Origin of the sequence: Paenibacillus sp. tmac-D7 (genome assembly GCF_006519665.1) — a bacterium.
In the GTDB taxonomy this organism is placed as follows: Bacteria; Bacillota; Bacilli; order Paenibacillales; family NBRC-103111; genus Paenibacillus_G; species Paenibacillus_G validus.
The window spans coordinates 22,940-37,801 of record NZ_VIDW01000041.1; the positions used below are offsets into that span (position 1 = coordinate 22,940).

The following is a 14,862-nucleotide window of genomic DNA, read 5'->3' on the forward strand; positions in this document are numbered from 1 at the left end:
GGCCGCCGTCCGCCACGGATAAGAACAACACAACAGTTGCTTATTTCCCGATGTTTAGCCCGATGATTTCACGTACTTCTCCTGACGCAAGCGGAACGCCGACCACGTATCGTCAATGGAGATCAAGGAGACGCCGATGTAACCGGCTTGCTGTAAAATTTCCCAGCCGCTGTCACGCGTGATGTCGGATTTCAGCTTCGAGCTTTTTTTCGGGTAGGCGACCCAGAAGATAGCGGCGTCTTTCAGCTTCGGCAGTACGTCCGGCGCGAGACGCTGCAGCTCGGCCTGATTGCGGGCGAACATCAACAGCAAGTCGGCTTCACCGGCAAGCTCGTCCATGACCTCCGCGTCATCCGGCAATTCCTCCGCGGGTAAAGCAAACCCGTCCGGCGCGTTCACGACGGCGATCCGGTGGCCGGGTTTAATCAACAGCTTTTTGACAAGACCCACACGATTCATCCTCTCATCGATATTTCTTGCTATTTGTTTACTCGATATCGGCCGGGTACACGAGCCCGATTTGCGCCCTTGCCTCGTCCATGATTCGCATCGCGGCCAAGGAAACGGCATGGGAGTTGATTGCAGACTCGCGCTCACCGCTGCGAATGAGCCGGATAAATTCCTCGATCTCGTAGAACATCGTATGCTGCGCTGAGGGGCGCGTCACGTCTTCGATCAGGCCGTTCCGGTAGCGGAGCTCCACCTTCTCGGGTTGGTTGATCTTGTCGATCACCAGACTGCCGTCTTCGCCGTGTATTTCGGAGGGCAGTGCAGAGCTGGTGATCTTGGAGTACATGACCACCGCGTCCATGTCCGGGTACGAGAGCAGAATGCTGCCCGCGCCGTCGACGCCGGAGTCCAGCATCACGCCGGTTGCTTGAATGCTCTTCGGAGCGCCGAAGAGGGCGACCAACGGATACAGGCAATAAATTCCCAAATCCATTAAAGCTCCGTTGGAGAAGGTCGGATTGAACGCGTTCAGGACGGTTCCGTTCCGGTAAGCGTCATAACGGGATGAATATTGGCAGTAGCTTGCAAAATAACGGCGGACTTGTCCGATTTTGGATACGTTGGCGCGAATCGCGGAGAAATTCGGAAGCAGCGTAGTTTTCAACGCTTCCATCAGAACGATGCCGCTCCGCTGTGCCGCTGCGATCATCGCTTCGAGCTCCTTCGCATTGGAGGCGATCGGCTTCTCGCACAGGACATGCTTGCCGCCGTCCATAAGGACGATCGCTTGCTTAGCGTGGAACGAATTCGGGCTCGCGATATAGACGGCATCGATCGAATCGCTTGCAGCCATCGCCTCGATATCGGTAAACACGGTGGCGGCTCCCCACTTGGCGGCGAATTCGCGGGCCCGCTCCTCCGTTCGCGAATACACCGCCGTTAACGTAAAATGCTCGGCGGCTTGCGCCGCTTTCAGGAACTCTTCGGTAATCCAGTTGGTTCCGATAATGCCAAATCTAATCATCAGTTATTCCTCTTTCTTCTTATGATTTCGATCGTCAGTCTGACTGCCACGAGCTTTTGCGCGAACTGATTTTTGCGCTCTTTTCCGTTATTCGCCGGCCAAGCTCTTCCTCCTGCAAGATGCCGTCCTGCCCGTGCTTCGTCCCCCAGGTCAAAGCGGAAAAAAATATTATGAACAAACTGCCGATGGTGATAACTTCAACAAAGCCGACTTCTTGACCGGCTTTAATTTTATAGATGGCAAATCACAACCAAGGCAGCGATCCCCGTGATCATGGCGACGATTTTTCGAGTATGCATGATTAGTTCTTTCCCTCCGCGAAAAATAATTCATCTACCGTAACTCCTAAATGTTTGGCAAGATCAAAAGCAAGCTGCAGGCTCGGGTCGTATTTGTTGTTTTCAATAGCGTTGATCGTCTGACGGCTAACCGCGCACAGTTCAGCTAATCGTCCTTGTGAAATTGGTGTGTCAAACATGTTTTACAGCAAGGGCGGAAAGGTTCGTTATGGAGAACCGTTATCCTCGCCATGAACGATTCACTTTTACTTCCAATATAGACAATAAGTATAAAAAATAACGATTTGAGCGTCACAAAGGTCTAAGCCAACCGAAGTGGATGGTCATATATTGATACCATCTTACAAAAGAGGTGATCCAATTTAATGGCCAATAGGTTTGTTAGACTTTCTCTTTTCTCGGGCTTTAACTTTACTGGGCGACGCATCGACTTTAGGCGCGGAGGCGTGGCGGTTCGAGATTTGGGAGCATTCCGTTTTAACAATGTCCTGTCCAGCTTCCGACTCCGAAATATCGCGATTCCGAGACAAGTCACGCTTATTTTGTTCTCGCGCACAAACTTCCGAGGGGCGTTCCGCGTATTTCGGGGATCCCAGAACGTAGCGGACTTAAGAAATTTTAATTTTAACAATGTAACATCCTCGTTCATTCTGGTTGGCCGCAGACTTACGAATAACGAGATTCAATTCCTTCGGAGGACGGGAAATCTGCCTGCTGACATCTTGGTGATCAACCAGTAATACAAAGGCCGGAAGGACGCATAAGCGTCCTTCTTTTAGCTGCTGCGGGCCTGAATCCTCCAGCTGCGTTGCAGTTACTGGGGAGAAGCGTTTCGGAAAGGACTTAGAAATGCCTTGGGGATGTCTGTTTCAAATCGCATCGGTTCACCCTTGGTGGGATGGAGGAAAGCTAATACCCGTGCGTGAAGTCCGAGTCGCCCGATCGCTTTTGATTTTGAGCCATATTTTTTATCGCCTACGATGGGATGCCCGATATCCTGCATGTGGACACGAATTTGGTTTTTTCGTCCCGTTTCGAGATGGACCTCCAGTAAGGAAAAGTTTCGGTTGGATTGCAGCACTTTGTAGTGGGTCACAGCGTATTGTCCGTCATTAGGAACAGGACTGGAGTACATTTTTAATGTGCTGCTTTCTTTCAACCACGACGAAACGGTGCCTTCCGTTTTCTTTACCGCTCCTTCTACAAGGGCAATGTAGGTGCGCTCCTGGACCATATCCTGCCACGAGTTTTGAAGAAGCTGCTGAACATGCTCGCTTTTGGCGAACATCATGACGCCGGAAGTATCCCGGTCTAACCGATGCACAATAAATATTCGATTTTTGGGATTGTCCGTACGAACGTGGGTCATGAGCTGCCGATAGGCGGTCATTTCGATCTCTTGGGGAGAAGCAATCGACAGCAAACCGGCCTCCTTCTGAATCACGATGATATCCTCATCCTCGTGCATAATGGTAAGCCCGATGATGGCTGGTTTTTCCGGCAGCCTATCCTTTCGAATCGTTACGGTTTGTTCGGGGCGAAGCGGGAAATTGTAGGCCGTCACGACCTGACCGTCAACCGATATTTGGCCGCGAGCGAGCAAAGATTTAACGGAATTGCGGCCGAGATGGGATATCTTCAATAAAAAAGGCAGCAGCTCTGCCGGTTCTTTGACGGTGTATACTTTGGTTTTAGCCTGGCTTCCGTCTGAATGCTTCTGTCTCTTGCTCATGCGGGATACCTCCTTGTCCACCGCTTGCGGGGACGCTGCGACTTTCGGAGGCGTTGTCTTTCTATTCATGCCATTCGCTCCGTTTCGTGTCATGGTTGCTACTACTATATCATGACCCCGTTCGTTTGCGAAATGAAATGCGCGCCGGCGACCGGATTTTGGAATGTGCATCTGAAGCAGGCCCGAGGAACTCTTCATTTCAGCGTACAAAAACTGGTCGCTACCCCGCCCGCGGTAATGGTCAGAATAGACAGCAGGAACGTTTCGGCCGACAGCAGCAGTCCTCCAAGGCAAATAATCAGGCCATCGACAATAAAAATAAGGACGCCTACATTTAAAGAAACCAGCTTCGAAAAATACTGTGCGAGCAAATCCGTTCCCCCGGTGCTGATCCCGTTCCTCAACATGATTCCGATTCCGGTTCCTACGATAAACCCGCCGATCACAGAGCTGCTGAAAGATGTCAACTTAATATAGTACAGGAAATGATAATGAAGCGGAGCCAGCAAATCGATAAAAATAGACGATACCAATAGGCCGTAGAGGCTGGTATAAAATATTTCGCGGTAATAAAACCAGGCTAATACAAAAATGGGGATGCTGCACATGAACATAACAACCCCCACTTTGGCGCCGGACAAGTAGTTAATAATGAGGGCAATTCCAATGAGTCCGCCATCCAACACCATAAAAGGCATCAGAAAAAAGTTAATGCCGATTGAAATCAGTACACTTCCGAAAAGTAAAGCGGAAATTTTTTGTGCAGACAAACAAACCAGCTCCCAGATCAGGCATGTCTGATTTATATGCAATTTCCAGGAAAACAATCCCAGTTCCCAGTAACACTTCCCGCAGCTCACACGTATATTGAGCTATACTCGGTGAAGGGGAATTCAAAATGGATGGGTTCAATCCACATGTCTATAGCCCTGGCTATGCTGTTCACAGACCTCCGTTTGCTTTTAGGCCGCCCAACGTACAACACTTTCAGCAATCGGCACAAAGCTTTATAACTCCGACCCAGGAGCTTCATGCCTTGCTGCATGCCATTGTATATCAAGAGGGATTCGCCAAGAAAGTAATGGATGCAAGTCAAGCAAGCCAAACGGACAAGGTCCGTGCGTTAATTCAGTCTGTTGGGGTACATGCTCCCTTTAAAGTACGTTATAATCCGACTGGCATCCATGTGACCTTACTCCCCCGGAATGCTCAAGTCTGCTTCAGTATTGAACTGGGCTTATGCTGGTGAGTGCTTGCAAGTCAAATACAAAAAAGCGCTGCTCCTTTGGATAGGGAGCAACGCTTTTTTTTCTTTAATTACATGTGTTTATCCGGAACGTGTTCCTTAGGAACCAATTGGTAAATATCCCCCGATTCCATCGTGTCGATCAGACGGTCGAGCCACAGATAATAAGCGATGGCTTGATTGATTTTCTCGATATCCGATCGGAGATAGTCCTGCAAAACCTCTTCCTCCGGATGTTTGGCCGACAGCTCGTTTAATTCCGAAAGCGACTTTCGGAGAGCAAGAAGATTCAGTTCCACAGCTTTGCGCCATTTAATAACGAAAAAGTCGGCAAAGGTTTGATGCCAGTCTCTTTCCACTTCATACTGGTCTTTCCGCGAGCCTTTTTCCCAAACTTTATTGACCATATTGAGATCGACCAGCGTGCGAATTCCTGTACTCATGCTGGTTTTGCTCATTTCCATGGCCTCTCCCATTTCGTCGAGGGTCATCGGTTTATTCTGAAAAAACATTAACCCGTAGAGTAATCCGGTAGAAAGAGTAATTCCGTATAAATCCATATTTTTGCCGATTGATTCAATAATGCGTTTGCGCGCTTTTTGAATCGACTGTTCATGCGCTGCAGAGATGCCAGTCAATTCGTTAATCACTTCACCCACTCCTCTGTCGGTGTCCATCCAAGCTGAATGCTGACTCTGATTGTAGCCTTATTGTAAGAAACAATGATTACAAAGTAAAGGATGGGATTGAAAAGGATACGGGAGGAAAAGGGAGAAACTTAGAGCAAACCATTTGTACAGTTATTACAGAACAAACTATATAAACGAATATAACGGTTGACACTGGCTTTATTTTTGCATTAGACTTGGTACAGAACTGGAAATGAATTGGAATGGGGGTGTCACCTTGGCTATCATTGAAGTTACAGACCTGACTAAAGTGTTTGGAAACGATCCGCAAAGCGTATTGACGTATCTCGATCAGGGTTGGAGCAAAGAAAAAATATACAAAGAAACGCGGCATACGGTAGGCGTAAATCGGGTTCATTTCTCCGTCCAACCGGGCGAAATCTTCGTCATTATGGGATTGTCGGGAAGCGGTAAATCAACGTTAGTCCGGTTGTTGAATCGGCTTATCGAACCGACACAAGGCCGTATCCTTATTCAAGGCAAAGATATCATGAAGATGAATCAAGAACAGCTTAGACAGGTTAGGCGAAATCAAATAAGCATGGTTTTTCAGAAGTTCGCGCTGTTTCCGCACCGGACTGTACTTGAAAATGTAGAGTTTGGATTAGAGGTTCAGGGGATAGAGAAAACGGAACGACAAAAAAAGGCCTCGGAAGCTTTGCAGCTGGTTGGACTCCAGTCATGGGCCAATAGCTATCCGGATCAGTTGAGCGGCGGTATGCAGCAGCGTGTCGGTCTTGCCAGAGCTTTGGCTAATGATCCGGATATTTTGCTAATGGATGAAGCATTCAGTGCGCTTGATCCGCTCATTCGTAAAGACATGCAGGATGAGCTGCTCGATTTACAGGAAAAAATGAAAAAAACGATTATTTTCATTACACATGATCTGGATGAAGCGCTTCGTATCGGTGATCGTATAGCGTTAATGAAGGACGGGGCGGTTGTACAAATCGGCTCACCTGAAGAAATCATGATCAATCCCGCGAATGAATACGTGGAACGGTTTGTCGAGGATGTGGATTTGTCCAAAGTTCTTACGGCATCCCATGTGATGCGAAGACCGGAGACTATCGGCCTGGACCGGGGGCCGAGGGTTGCTTTGCAATTAATGCGAGAGAGCGGCATATCGAATCTTTTTGTCGTGGACCGAAGCAAGAGGCTGCTGGGCGTCATTACCGCAGAGCATGCATCGGAAGCGGTGCGCGAAGGCAAAAGCCTGGAGGATATCGTCATCAGGGACACGCCTACAGTTGCGCCCGATGTCTTGCTTAACGATTTGTTCGATATATGCGGAACGTCCAAATACCCCGTAGGCGTGGTGAATGAAGCGGGCCGGATTATGGGGGTCATTGTTCGCGGCGCTGTTCTTGGGGCGTTGGCAGGCCACGCTTTGCCGAAGGAGGTAAGCGCGAATGACCATACCTAAGCTGCCGCTGGATGAATGGATTGAAAGCATCGTCAACGGTTTGGAGGACAGATTATCTGTTCTGTTTGATATCTTCTCCACGGTTATTGAAGGCATCGTTGATTTTTTTTCCTTCCTTTTCCTGCTTCCGCCCTCATTATTGATGGTGGTCATTCTAGCCGCTGTCGCCTACTGGTTTGCCAGCACTTCTCTTGCTGTATTTACTTTGCTGGGTCTCTTCTTAATCGATAATTTGGGTTATTGGGAACATACCATGGATACGTTGGCACTGGTTATGACTTCCGCCACGATTTCCATTATCCTCGGTGTGCCCTTGGGCATTCTGTGTGCCCGGGATAACAAGATTCAGAATCTGCTGACGCCTGTATTGGATTTCATGCAGACCATGCCGGCATTCGTTTATTTGATTCCGGCCGTAACCTTTTTCGGTCTTGGTGTAGTGCCGGGGGTTATCGCTTCGGTTATTTTCGCTGTCCCGCCTACGATTCGGCTGACGAATTTGGGCATACGCCAAGTGCCGCACGATTTAATAGAAGCCGGGGAAGCATTCGGATCAACGCCTAATCAAAAGCTGTTTAAGATTCAGCTGCCGCTCGCGGTTCCCTCCATCATGGCCGGTATCAACCAAACGATTATGCTGGCTCTATCGATGGTTGTTATTTCCTCGATGATTGGAGCGCAGGGGATTGGTGCGGATGTGTATCGCGCAGTTACCCAAATTAAAACCGGACAAGGTTTTGAAGCGGGTTTATGTATTGTTATTCTTGCTATTTTGCTGGATCGATTATCGCAGCATTTGGTCAAAAGAAAGCAGAAAAGGAGAGGGTAATATGTCGAATCCATCCAAATTAATGAAGGTGCTTGCGGTTATTGGCATTTCGAGTGTCGTTGCCCTGACGGGATGCGGGAAGGAATCGTCGACCGCTTCCTCCGAGTTTATAGGGGATCAGGTGGACTACCAAATCATCGGCATTGATCCCGGCGCAGGTCTCATGAAGTCTACGGAAAAAGCTTTGAAGGAATACGATTTGAAGGATTGGAAGCTTGTGGAGGGCTCCGGTGCAGCGATGGCCGCAGCGTTGGATAAAGCTTACAAAGATAAAAAACCGATCATCGTGACAGGATGGACCCCGCATTGGAAATTCGCCAAATACGAGCTGAAATATTTAGCAGATCCTAAAGGCGTGTACGGGGGCGATGAGCAAATTCATACGATTGCAAGAAACGGGTTAAAAGATGATCATCCGTCCGCTCACGCTTTGCTGGACAGGTTCGAGTGGTCGCCCGACGATATGGCGAAAGTCATGGTAGCCATACAAGAGGGGAAAAAACCGGAGCAAGCGGCTGCTGATTGGATTAAAGACAACGGTGCGAAGGTAGACGAGTGGGTAAAAGATATTCCAAAGGCAGAAGGGAAGACGCTTAAGCTTGCGTATGTAGCGTGGGATTCCGAGATTGCAAGCACGAATGTTGTGAAACAAGTGCTCGAAAGCAAGTTAGGTTATAAGGTCGAAATGCTGCAGGTGGAGGCCGGACCGATGTGGGCCGGAATTGCGGGCGGCGATGCCGACGCCATTGTAGCTGCCTGGCTGCCGACCACCCATAAAGATTACTATGACAAGTATCAAGGCAAATTCGAAGATTTGGGCCCGAATTTGAACGGTACGAAAATCGGCCTTGTCGTTCCTTCTTATATGAATATTGATTCCATAGAGGATTTGAAAAAGAAATAAAAGGCTCTTGCGCGCCTCGCGCCTATTGAACAAGATGATGGAGCAAGCGCTGCTGCCCTATGTATTTGGGTGCAGCGCTTTTTTGCGGGTTGCGGTGTGAAAGGTATGTTCCTTAGGGAGGAATTTTTGCATGTTTTTTGGTGAACCTGCAAAAGATAAGATGCCATACCGCATACCCTGAAAAAAGAGATTTTAACGAAACGTTGATATTCGTCTAATCTTGTCTTAATGTTCGCGCTGTATGATAAAGGTAAGTATTCACAAAGGGAAGGACGTTGGAACAACTATGATTTTATATCAAATGGCCAAACGGCTTGAGGAACGAAACCGGCTCCAGCACACGATCGAGCAAAGCGGCGGAGACGTGGATGCGCTCGTTACGCAGAAGGAGCTGGTGGAAGAGCAGCTGATGTCGCAAGCGAATATTTGGACCGAAACCGGGCAGGATGCATTTATGCTCGATGCGGTAACTCCGAATACGGATTGGATGCAGCCGGGAGGCGGCTTGTATGAATAAGGAAAATGGACGAAGGGTTCCATTTTCTTTTTTTTCTGTGAAAATCAAAATCCACGTTTGGTCGGACATCGTCTTCTAAAAGTAGCAGGATTTGCAAAAAATGAACAATAGGATGCCCGGGGCCCAACCTCGGATTGCGCCAAGTATAGGATTTAATGAAGTTGGTCATACTATTAAGTTAACCTGTTGGCGAAATATACTTGCGACCACCCTCTATATAAGGCTGTCTTTGCTTTAGCATGTGGTAACAGATGATGAGTATTTTTCGTGCAATGGCTATGCATGCTTTTTTCTTGCCGCGTCTGGATGCAATTTTCCAAAATTTCGTGGAGAGTTCGGTGTGCCTCGAACGAGCGATTGCCCAAGTCGCTTCGCATAAGGCAACTTTCACGTGACTGTTTCCCTTTACGCTCTTTGTACTTTTTTTTTACCCGCACTTTCATGATTTCCTGGCGCCACACCTGCCCAAGACGATAGCTGTTCAGCAGATGGGAACTGGTTCATGTCCACACCAATCTCTGCAATAATCGAAGCGGCGGTTGCTTCACTAACACCAGGGATCGTTTGTAGCAATTCGTACTCTTCGTGATAGGGTTGTAGGTGCGATTCGATTTTAGCTTCCAAACTCGCAATGGATTTCTCGAGAAAGGCGATATGTTCCCAACAATCCCGAATCAATTCCATTTGGTGAGTCGTGATGGTGCCCACTAGAGAATCTGCTACTAATTGCTTCTTGTTTCGTATGGTACCCTTCACGCAATCGTCGATATCGGGTGCATCAATGTAGCCTTGCTTGATGAGTCGTTGTAAAAGGTTTCGGCCAGATACACCAAATACGTCGGAAATGACAGTGCCCAACTTGACGTTGCTAGCTTCAAGGTACTTTTGAATGCGGTTCTTTTCAGCAGTCAGATTGCCAACGCGTTTTTTACGAAGTCTACATAGGTCACGCAGTTCCCGCAAATCTTCCGATGGTACAAAACTGCGCTCGATCAAGCCGACTCTCAACAATTTAGCGATCCATTCCGCATCACAGACATCGGTTTTACGCCCTGGGACATTTTTTATTCGCTGAGCATTAGCAAGCGTTACATCAAAGTAGCCCTCAAGAATGTTATATACCGGCTTCCAGTAGATTCCTGTACTCTCCATGGCAACATGGGATATGGATTTGGATTCTAACCACTCCAGCAATTCAAACAGGTTTTTTGTTAGTGTTCCGAATGTTCGAATTTCGCTTTCCACAGAGCCATCATCCTTGGTATGCATCGCGCAAACCACGATGGATTCCTGATGGACATCCATCCCTGCACAGTTTGGAATAAGTACTTCCATATGAAACAACCTCCGATACGCATGAATCATGGTGACGGATCAGCTCGAACTACAGCATTTTTCTGTACGCAGTCACTGAATGGGCTCTCAGGGCTAGCATCGGTTTGTTCTCAGAGCAGATCCTTACAGTTTTTGTGACGGGGTAACTCCACCATAAAAAGCAACGTATTACTTCACCATGGTGGTATTAGTATAGGAAGTAACTTCCATATCCAAACTTGCGTAAATTTTCATCAACGGTTTGCGATTAGGAAATCATGAATGTTTTTGTGTTCATACGTGTTTCCGTGTAGAATAAGGATACTTTACACCACTCGTCCGCGAGAATAAAGAGGTTCTGTATATATCATGAAAAGCATTGTATTATCCACATTAAACGCCAAATATATCCATACGTCACTAGCCCTGAGGTACTTGAAATCGTTCAGCCAGCAGGACTTCCCGGACATCCAAATCGCCGAGTACACGATTAAAGATCCCGCGATGAACATTGTCTCGGACCTGTATCGGCGCGAACCGGCGGTCATCGGCTTTTCCTGTTACATCTGGAACATCGAGGAGACGATTGTCGTCATCGGCATGCTGAAGAAAATTATGCCGGAGGTCGTCATCGTGCTCGGGGGTCCGGAGGTTTCTTACGATACGGAGTATTGGATGAAACGGCTGCCGGAAGTCGATTATATCGTCATGGGCGAAGGCGAGGAAACCTTCCACCATCTATTGACGGAGCTTCAAGGGGACCGCGCGTTCTACAGCGTATTTGGCCTCGCTTATCGCAAAGAAGACCGCGTCATCCTGAATGCGCCGCGGCCGAAGCTGGCGCTCGACCAGATCCCGACGCCGCATCGGTTTGCCGAGGATGTGCCGAGCTTGGCGAACCGTGTCGTATATTTCGAGACGAGCCGGGGCTGTCCGTTCAGCTGCCAGTTCTGTTTGTCGTCGATCGAAGTCGGCGTGCGTTATTTTGACGTGGAACGGACGAAGAGCGATTTGCTTTACTTGATTGAATCCGGAGCGAAGCTGATCAAATTCGTCGATCGCACGTTTAATATTAAACGCGACTATGCGATGGACATGTTCGAGTTTCTTATTCACAATCATCAGGGCTGCGTCTTCCAGTTCGAGATTACGGCTGACATCATGCGTCCCGAGGTGCTTGATTATTTGGCGGAGCATGCGCCGCCGGGCGTCTTCCGCTTCGAGATCGGCGTGCAGTCCACCAATGACCTGACGAACAGCCTCGTCAAGCGCCGGCAAAATTTCAGCAAGCTGACCCGCACGGTCACGAAGGTGAAGGAGAGCGGCAAAATCGATCAGCATCTCGATTTGATCGCGGGGCTGCCTGAGGAAGATTACGATTCGTTCCGCAAAACATTCAACGACGTATTTGCCCTCGGGCCGGAAGAGCTGCAGCTCGGCTTCTTGAAAATGCTGCGCGGCACCGGGATGCGGCATGATGCCGACAAATACGGCTACAAATACATGGATCACGCACCGTATGAAATTCTCGGCAACAACATCCTGCCGTTCTCCGACCTGGTGCGGATCAAGCGGGTGGAGGACGTGCTGGAGAAGTACTGGAACGCTCACCGGATGGATCACACGGTGAACTATTTGATTAAGCGGGAATTTACGTCCGCCTTCGATTTTTTCCAGGAGTTCGGGGATTATTGGGAGGAGCGGGGCTGGCAAAAAATCGGCCACCAGCTCGAGGATTTATTCACCCGGCTGCATGCATTTCTGAAGCATCGGGGGACGGAGGGACTCGAGGTGATCGAGGGTCTGATGAAGCTCGATTATTTCCTGAACCACAAGTACAAGCCGCGAAAAATCTGGTGGGATTTCTCGCTCGATAAAGCCGCGCAGGCGGAATATCTGCGGGCGCTCGCCGAGCGTCCCGAGGCCGTATCGTCACGATTCGCCGCGCTTGGAATCGGGGAGAAGGAGCTGCACAAGCACGTCATGATTGAAGTGCTGCCGTTCCGCCTCGACCGATATTTGCAAGAGGGCGTGCTGGACCGGTCGAGCGATCAGCTGCTGATCGTCTATTTTCCCCCGGACGCGTCGCTCAAGCCACAGCCGTTCACGCTGTCGCTGGAGCCGGCCGGGGCTTAACCGGCAAGTTCGCAAGAGGCCAAGAGGCGCCCTGTCAGGGGCGCTTTTTTGGGTTTTCATGCGCTCAAACGGATAACAGCGAAACGACGGCGGTAAAGGCGCAAGGGTACAAAAAAACCGTCCGGCCCACATAGCCGAACGGTTGAATTTAAGGCAAATAGCTGCGCAGCACGGTCATGCTGCCCGCGAGTGCGTAGTTGCCCAAGTTCGCCGGAAGCAAGAAGCATTCGCCGGCTTTCACGGCGAGTTCGCCGTCTGCCCAGCGGATTGCGCCCGTTCCTTCGCAGACGATATGGATGACGAAGCTGTCCGGCACGGTTTGCAGGCTCCATTCGCCTTCGACGCGGCCTTTTTCGGTGATGAAGAAAGGGGATTGGACGAGGGTTAGCCATTGCTGCGGTCCGCTCAGCTCCGTCTTCATATAAGTCGCGCCGGATCCTTCATAGGCGATAACGTTCAACGAATCTTCAATATGCAGCTCGCGCGGCTTGCCGTCCAATCCGAGCCGGTCGTAATCGTACAGCCGGTAGGTGCTGTCGGAGTTTTGCTGAATTTCCGCGACCAGTACGCCGGCGCCGAGAGCGTGCACCGTACCGGCCGGAATGTAGAAGCTGTCCCCGGCTTCGACGGAAATTTCATGGAGGCAGTCCATGATCCGGTTGTCTGCAATCGCTGCCGCCAACTGTTCGCGGGTGACGCCTTCTTGTAAGCCGTATATGATTTTGGCGCCCGGTTTGGCGTCCAGGATGTACCACATTTCGGTTTTGCCGAGTTCGCCTTGCGGCAGACGCTCGTAATGATCGTTCGGATGAACCTGCACCGACAAGTCGTCCTGACAATCCAGCAGCTTGATCAGCAGCGGGAAGCGGCCGTTTTTCTCGGAGAAGCCTTTGCTCCCGAACAGCGTTTTCCCGTATAACTCGCGAATTCGATCCAGTCCGAGCCCGGCCAGCTCGCCGTTCGCGACCGTTGTCGTGCCGTTCGGGTGATCGCCGATCATCCAGCCTTCGCCGATAGGACCTTCGGGCAGCGCTAAGCCGAATTGCTCCAAGGCTCGCCCGCCCCACACTCTGTCTTTAAACTCCGGATTGCATTTCAACGGGTATGGTTTCATGGTTTTGCGCGCTCCCTACTTTCGTGTCTCTTGAATCCTCTCACTTCTTGAAAATTATATCAATTCAAGCGGGAATGCGCTATAGCGCGAGAGACCGTCTATACAAAGAAAGCATCCCGCTTTTGGATCTAAAGGGGATGTTTCGGGTATACAACACTATCTTTTTTCAATAGCGATGACATAAGGCGGGCGGTTGCGTTGGTTCAGGAATCGGTAGGTGAGCACCTGGTAGTCCGCTTGCGGCAGGGCGGCCGCCCAAGCTTCCACGGCTTCGGCTTCTTCCGGTCCGCCCGGGTGCCCCGTGTACAGCACGATCGTGATGATGCCGCCGCGGCGCAGCAGTCCGGCCGCAGCCTGCAGCGCGGCAAGCGTGGAGTCGGGCAGCGTGACGGTGCCGTGATCGTGTCCCGGCAAATAGCCGAGGTTGAACGCCACGGCGGCGATCCGTCCGTGGTGCTCTACGGGAATGGCATCGGCCAGCTCCGCATGGCTGCGGAGAACGAGCTCCACCCGGTGCCCCGGCACTTCTTGCGCGCAGCGTGCCGCGGTGCATGCGATCGCTGTTTCTTGAATATCGAAGGCGTACACGATGCCCCCCGTGCCGACTTGCTTGGCCAGAAACACCGTGTCCACGCCGTTGCCGGCGGTGGCATCGATGACCGTTTCGCCGGCCTGTACGCGTTCTTCCATTAATTTATGCGCGAAACTAAGAATAGAGATGAATCCCAAGGACGAACGACTTCCTTTCCTGCATCAGTGTTCAGTCGTACAAGTTCTTAAGTATAGTCGCTTATTTCTTCACTTATTTCTTCACGGTCAGCCAAGCGGCCAACGTTTCCACTTCTTCTTCGCTTAAGGTTTCCTTGAAGCCGGGCATATCGCTGCTGCCTTCTCGAATCTGTTCCACGAGCTGCGCTTTCGATTTCCGTCCGCCGACCTTCGACAGGCTGGGGCCGACGCTTCCTTGCAATTGATCGCCGTGGCAGGCGAGGCAATTATCTTTGTAGAGCGGCTGGGCCTGCGCCGACACATCGGCAGCCGCGGGCTCCGCCATCGCGGGCTCGCTCGGCTTCGCCGGGGCGGCGAAGCCGCTGCTGCCGGAGCCGGGTTCCGGCTCCGAGGTTGCTACCGCCGGCGCCGTCACCTTGCCTGGCGCAACCGGCGCTCGCTGCGGCTCGGCCG

15 protein-coding genes and 1 pseudogene are annotated in these 14,862 nt (G+C 50.5%); 6 read left to right on the plus strand and 10 right to left on the minus strand.

All coding sequences use genetic code 11. The features are described from left to right. Nucleotides 1–54 precede the first annotated feature (54 nt). From FKP33_RS21485 to FKP33_RS21510, 5 genes are all read right to left on the minus strand, one after another. Nucleotides 55–450: a hypothetical protein gene (locus tag FKP33_RS21485; RefSeq protein WP_141336323.1), complete on the minus strand. Its 396-nt coding sequence runs from the start codon at nucleotides 448–450 to the stop codon at nucleotides 55–57. A 37-nt stretch (nucleotides 451–487) separates the two neighbouring features. Beyond that, nucleotides 488–1,474 carry a Gfo/Idh/MocA family protein gene (locus tag FKP33_RS21490; RefSeq protein ID WP_141336324.1) on the minus strand — a complete coding sequence of 329 codons (987 nt, stop codon included), beginning with the start codon at nucleotides 1,472–1,474 and terminating at the stop codon, nucleotides 488–490. Between the two features lie 301 nt (nucleotides 1,475–1,775). Then, the gene (locus FKP33_RS21495; RefSeq protein ID WP_127610508.1) at nucleotides 1,776–1,952 is read right to left on the minus strand and encodes a helix-turn-helix transcriptional regulator; all 177 of its coding nucleotides are present in this window, start codon (nucleotides 1,950–1,952) and stop codon (nucleotides 1,776–1,778) included. 635 nt (nucleotides 1,953–2,587) lie between these two features. Then, a complete protein-coding gene (locus tag FKP33_RS21505; RefSeq protein WP_230876388.1) occupies nucleotides 2,588–3,505 on the minus strand; it encodes an RluA family pseudouridine synthase in 918 nt (305 codons plus the stop codon). A gap of 194 nt (nucleotides 3,506–3,699) precedes the next feature. Next, nucleotides 3,700–4,275 carry a YitT family protein gene (locus FKP33_RS21510; protein ID WP_306439381.1) on the minus strand — a complete coding sequence of 192 codons (576 nt, stop codon included), beginning with the start codon at nucleotides 4,273–4,275 and terminating at the stop codon, nucleotides 3,700–3,702. Between the two features lie 128 nt (nucleotides 4,276–4,403). Between FKP33_RS21510 and FKP33_RS21515 the strand changes: the two genes are divergently transcribed. Next, nucleotides 4,404–4,754 carry a YuzC family spore coat inner layer protein gene (locus tag FKP33_RS21515; RefSeq protein WP_141336326.1) on the plus strand — a complete coding sequence of 117 codons (351 nt, stop codon included), beginning with the start codon at nucleotides 4,404–4,406 and terminating at the stop codon, nucleotides 4,752–4,754. A gap of 68 nt (nucleotides 4,755–4,822) precedes the next feature. On the opposite strand, the gene FKP33_RS21520 is transcribed toward FKP33_RS21515, so the two are convergent. Continuing rightward, on the minus strand, nucleotides 4,823–5,398 hold the full coding sequence (locus FKP33_RS21520; protein WP_236595766.1) for a GbsR/MarR family transcriptional regulator: 576 nt from the start codon (nucleotides 5,396–5,398) through the stop codon (nucleotides 4,823–4,825). 259 nt (nucleotides 5,399–5,657) lie between these two features. Here FKP33_RS21520 and FKP33_RS21525 point away from each other — a divergent pair, with 259 nt between their 5' ends. The 4 genes from FKP33_RS21525 (at nucleotide 5,658) to FKP33_RS21540 (ending at nucleotide 9,116) form a co-directional block, all read left to right on the plus strand. Further along, nucleotides 5,658–6,866 (plus strand): quaternary amine ABC transporter ATP-binding protein, encoded by a 1,209-nt coding sequence (locus FKP33_RS21525; RefSeq protein WP_127610531.1) that lies wholly within the window; start codon nucleotides 5,658–5,660, stop codon nucleotides 6,864–6,866. After that, nucleotides 6,853–7,695: an ABC transporter permease gene (locus FKP33_RS21530; protein WP_054796891.1), complete on the plus strand. Its 843-nt coding sequence runs from the start codon at nucleotides 6,853–6,855 to the stop codon at nucleotides 7,693–7,695. Before FKP33_RS21525 ends, FKP33_RS21530 begins: the two co-directional genes overlap by 14 nt. A 1-nt stretch (nucleotide 7,696) precedes the next feature. After that, complete coding sequence (locus FKP33_RS21535) at nucleotides 7,697–8,599, plus strand: glycine betaine ABC transporter substrate-binding protein (protein WP_127610533.1); 903 nt, start codon at nucleotides 7,697–7,699, stop codon at nucleotides 8,597–8,599. Nucleotides 8,600–8,885: 286 nt separating this feature from the next. Next, on the plus strand, nucleotides 8,886–9,116 hold the full coding sequence (locus tag FKP33_RS21540) for a DUF2789 family protein (protein ID WP_054796892.1): 231 nt from the start codon (nucleotides 8,886–8,888) through the stop codon (nucleotides 9,114–9,116). Nucleotides 9,117–9,294: 178 nt separating this feature from the next. Here the strand turns inward: FKP33_RS21540 and FKP33_RS21545 are convergent. Next, nucleotides 9,295–10,451: pseudogene (locus tag FKP33_RS21545) on the minus strand (IS110 family RNA-guided transposase). A 348-nt stretch (nucleotides 10,452–10,799) separates the two neighbouring features. Between FKP33_RS21545 and FKP33_RS21550 the strand changes: the two are divergent. Beyond that, on the plus strand, nucleotides 10,800–12,566 hold the full coding sequence (locus tag FKP33_RS21550) for a B12-binding domain-containing radical SAM protein (RefSeq protein ID WP_127610535.1): 1,767 nt from the start codon (nucleotides 10,800–10,802) through the stop codon (nucleotides 12,564–12,566). Nucleotides 12,567–12,714: 148 nt separating this feature from the next. Here the strand turns inward: FKP33_RS21550 and FKP33_RS21555 are convergent, their stop codons facing one another. The 3 genes from FKP33_RS21555 to FKP33_RS21565 form a co-directional block, all read right to left on the minus strand. Beyond that, nucleotides 12,715–13,680 carry a type I phosphomannose isomerase catalytic subunit gene (locus FKP33_RS21555; protein WP_127610537.1) on the minus strand — a complete coding sequence of 322 codons (966 nt, stop codon included), beginning with the start codon at nucleotides 13,678–13,680 and terminating at the stop codon, nucleotides 12,715–12,717. Between the two features lie 156 nt (nucleotides 13,681–13,836). Further along, complete coding sequence (gene mnmM / locus FKP33_RS21560; RefSeq protein ID WP_127610539.1) at nucleotides 13,837–14,409, minus strand: tRNA 5-(aminomethyl)-2-thiouridylate-methyltransferase MnmM; 573 nt, start codon at nucleotides 14,407–14,409, stop codon at nucleotides 13,837–13,839. 73 nt (nucleotides 14,410–14,482) lie between these two features. Next, nucleotides 14,483–14,862: c-type cytochrome (locus FKP33_RS21565; protein WP_141336327.1), on the minus strand; the 380-nt coding region annotated here is incomplete at its 5' end.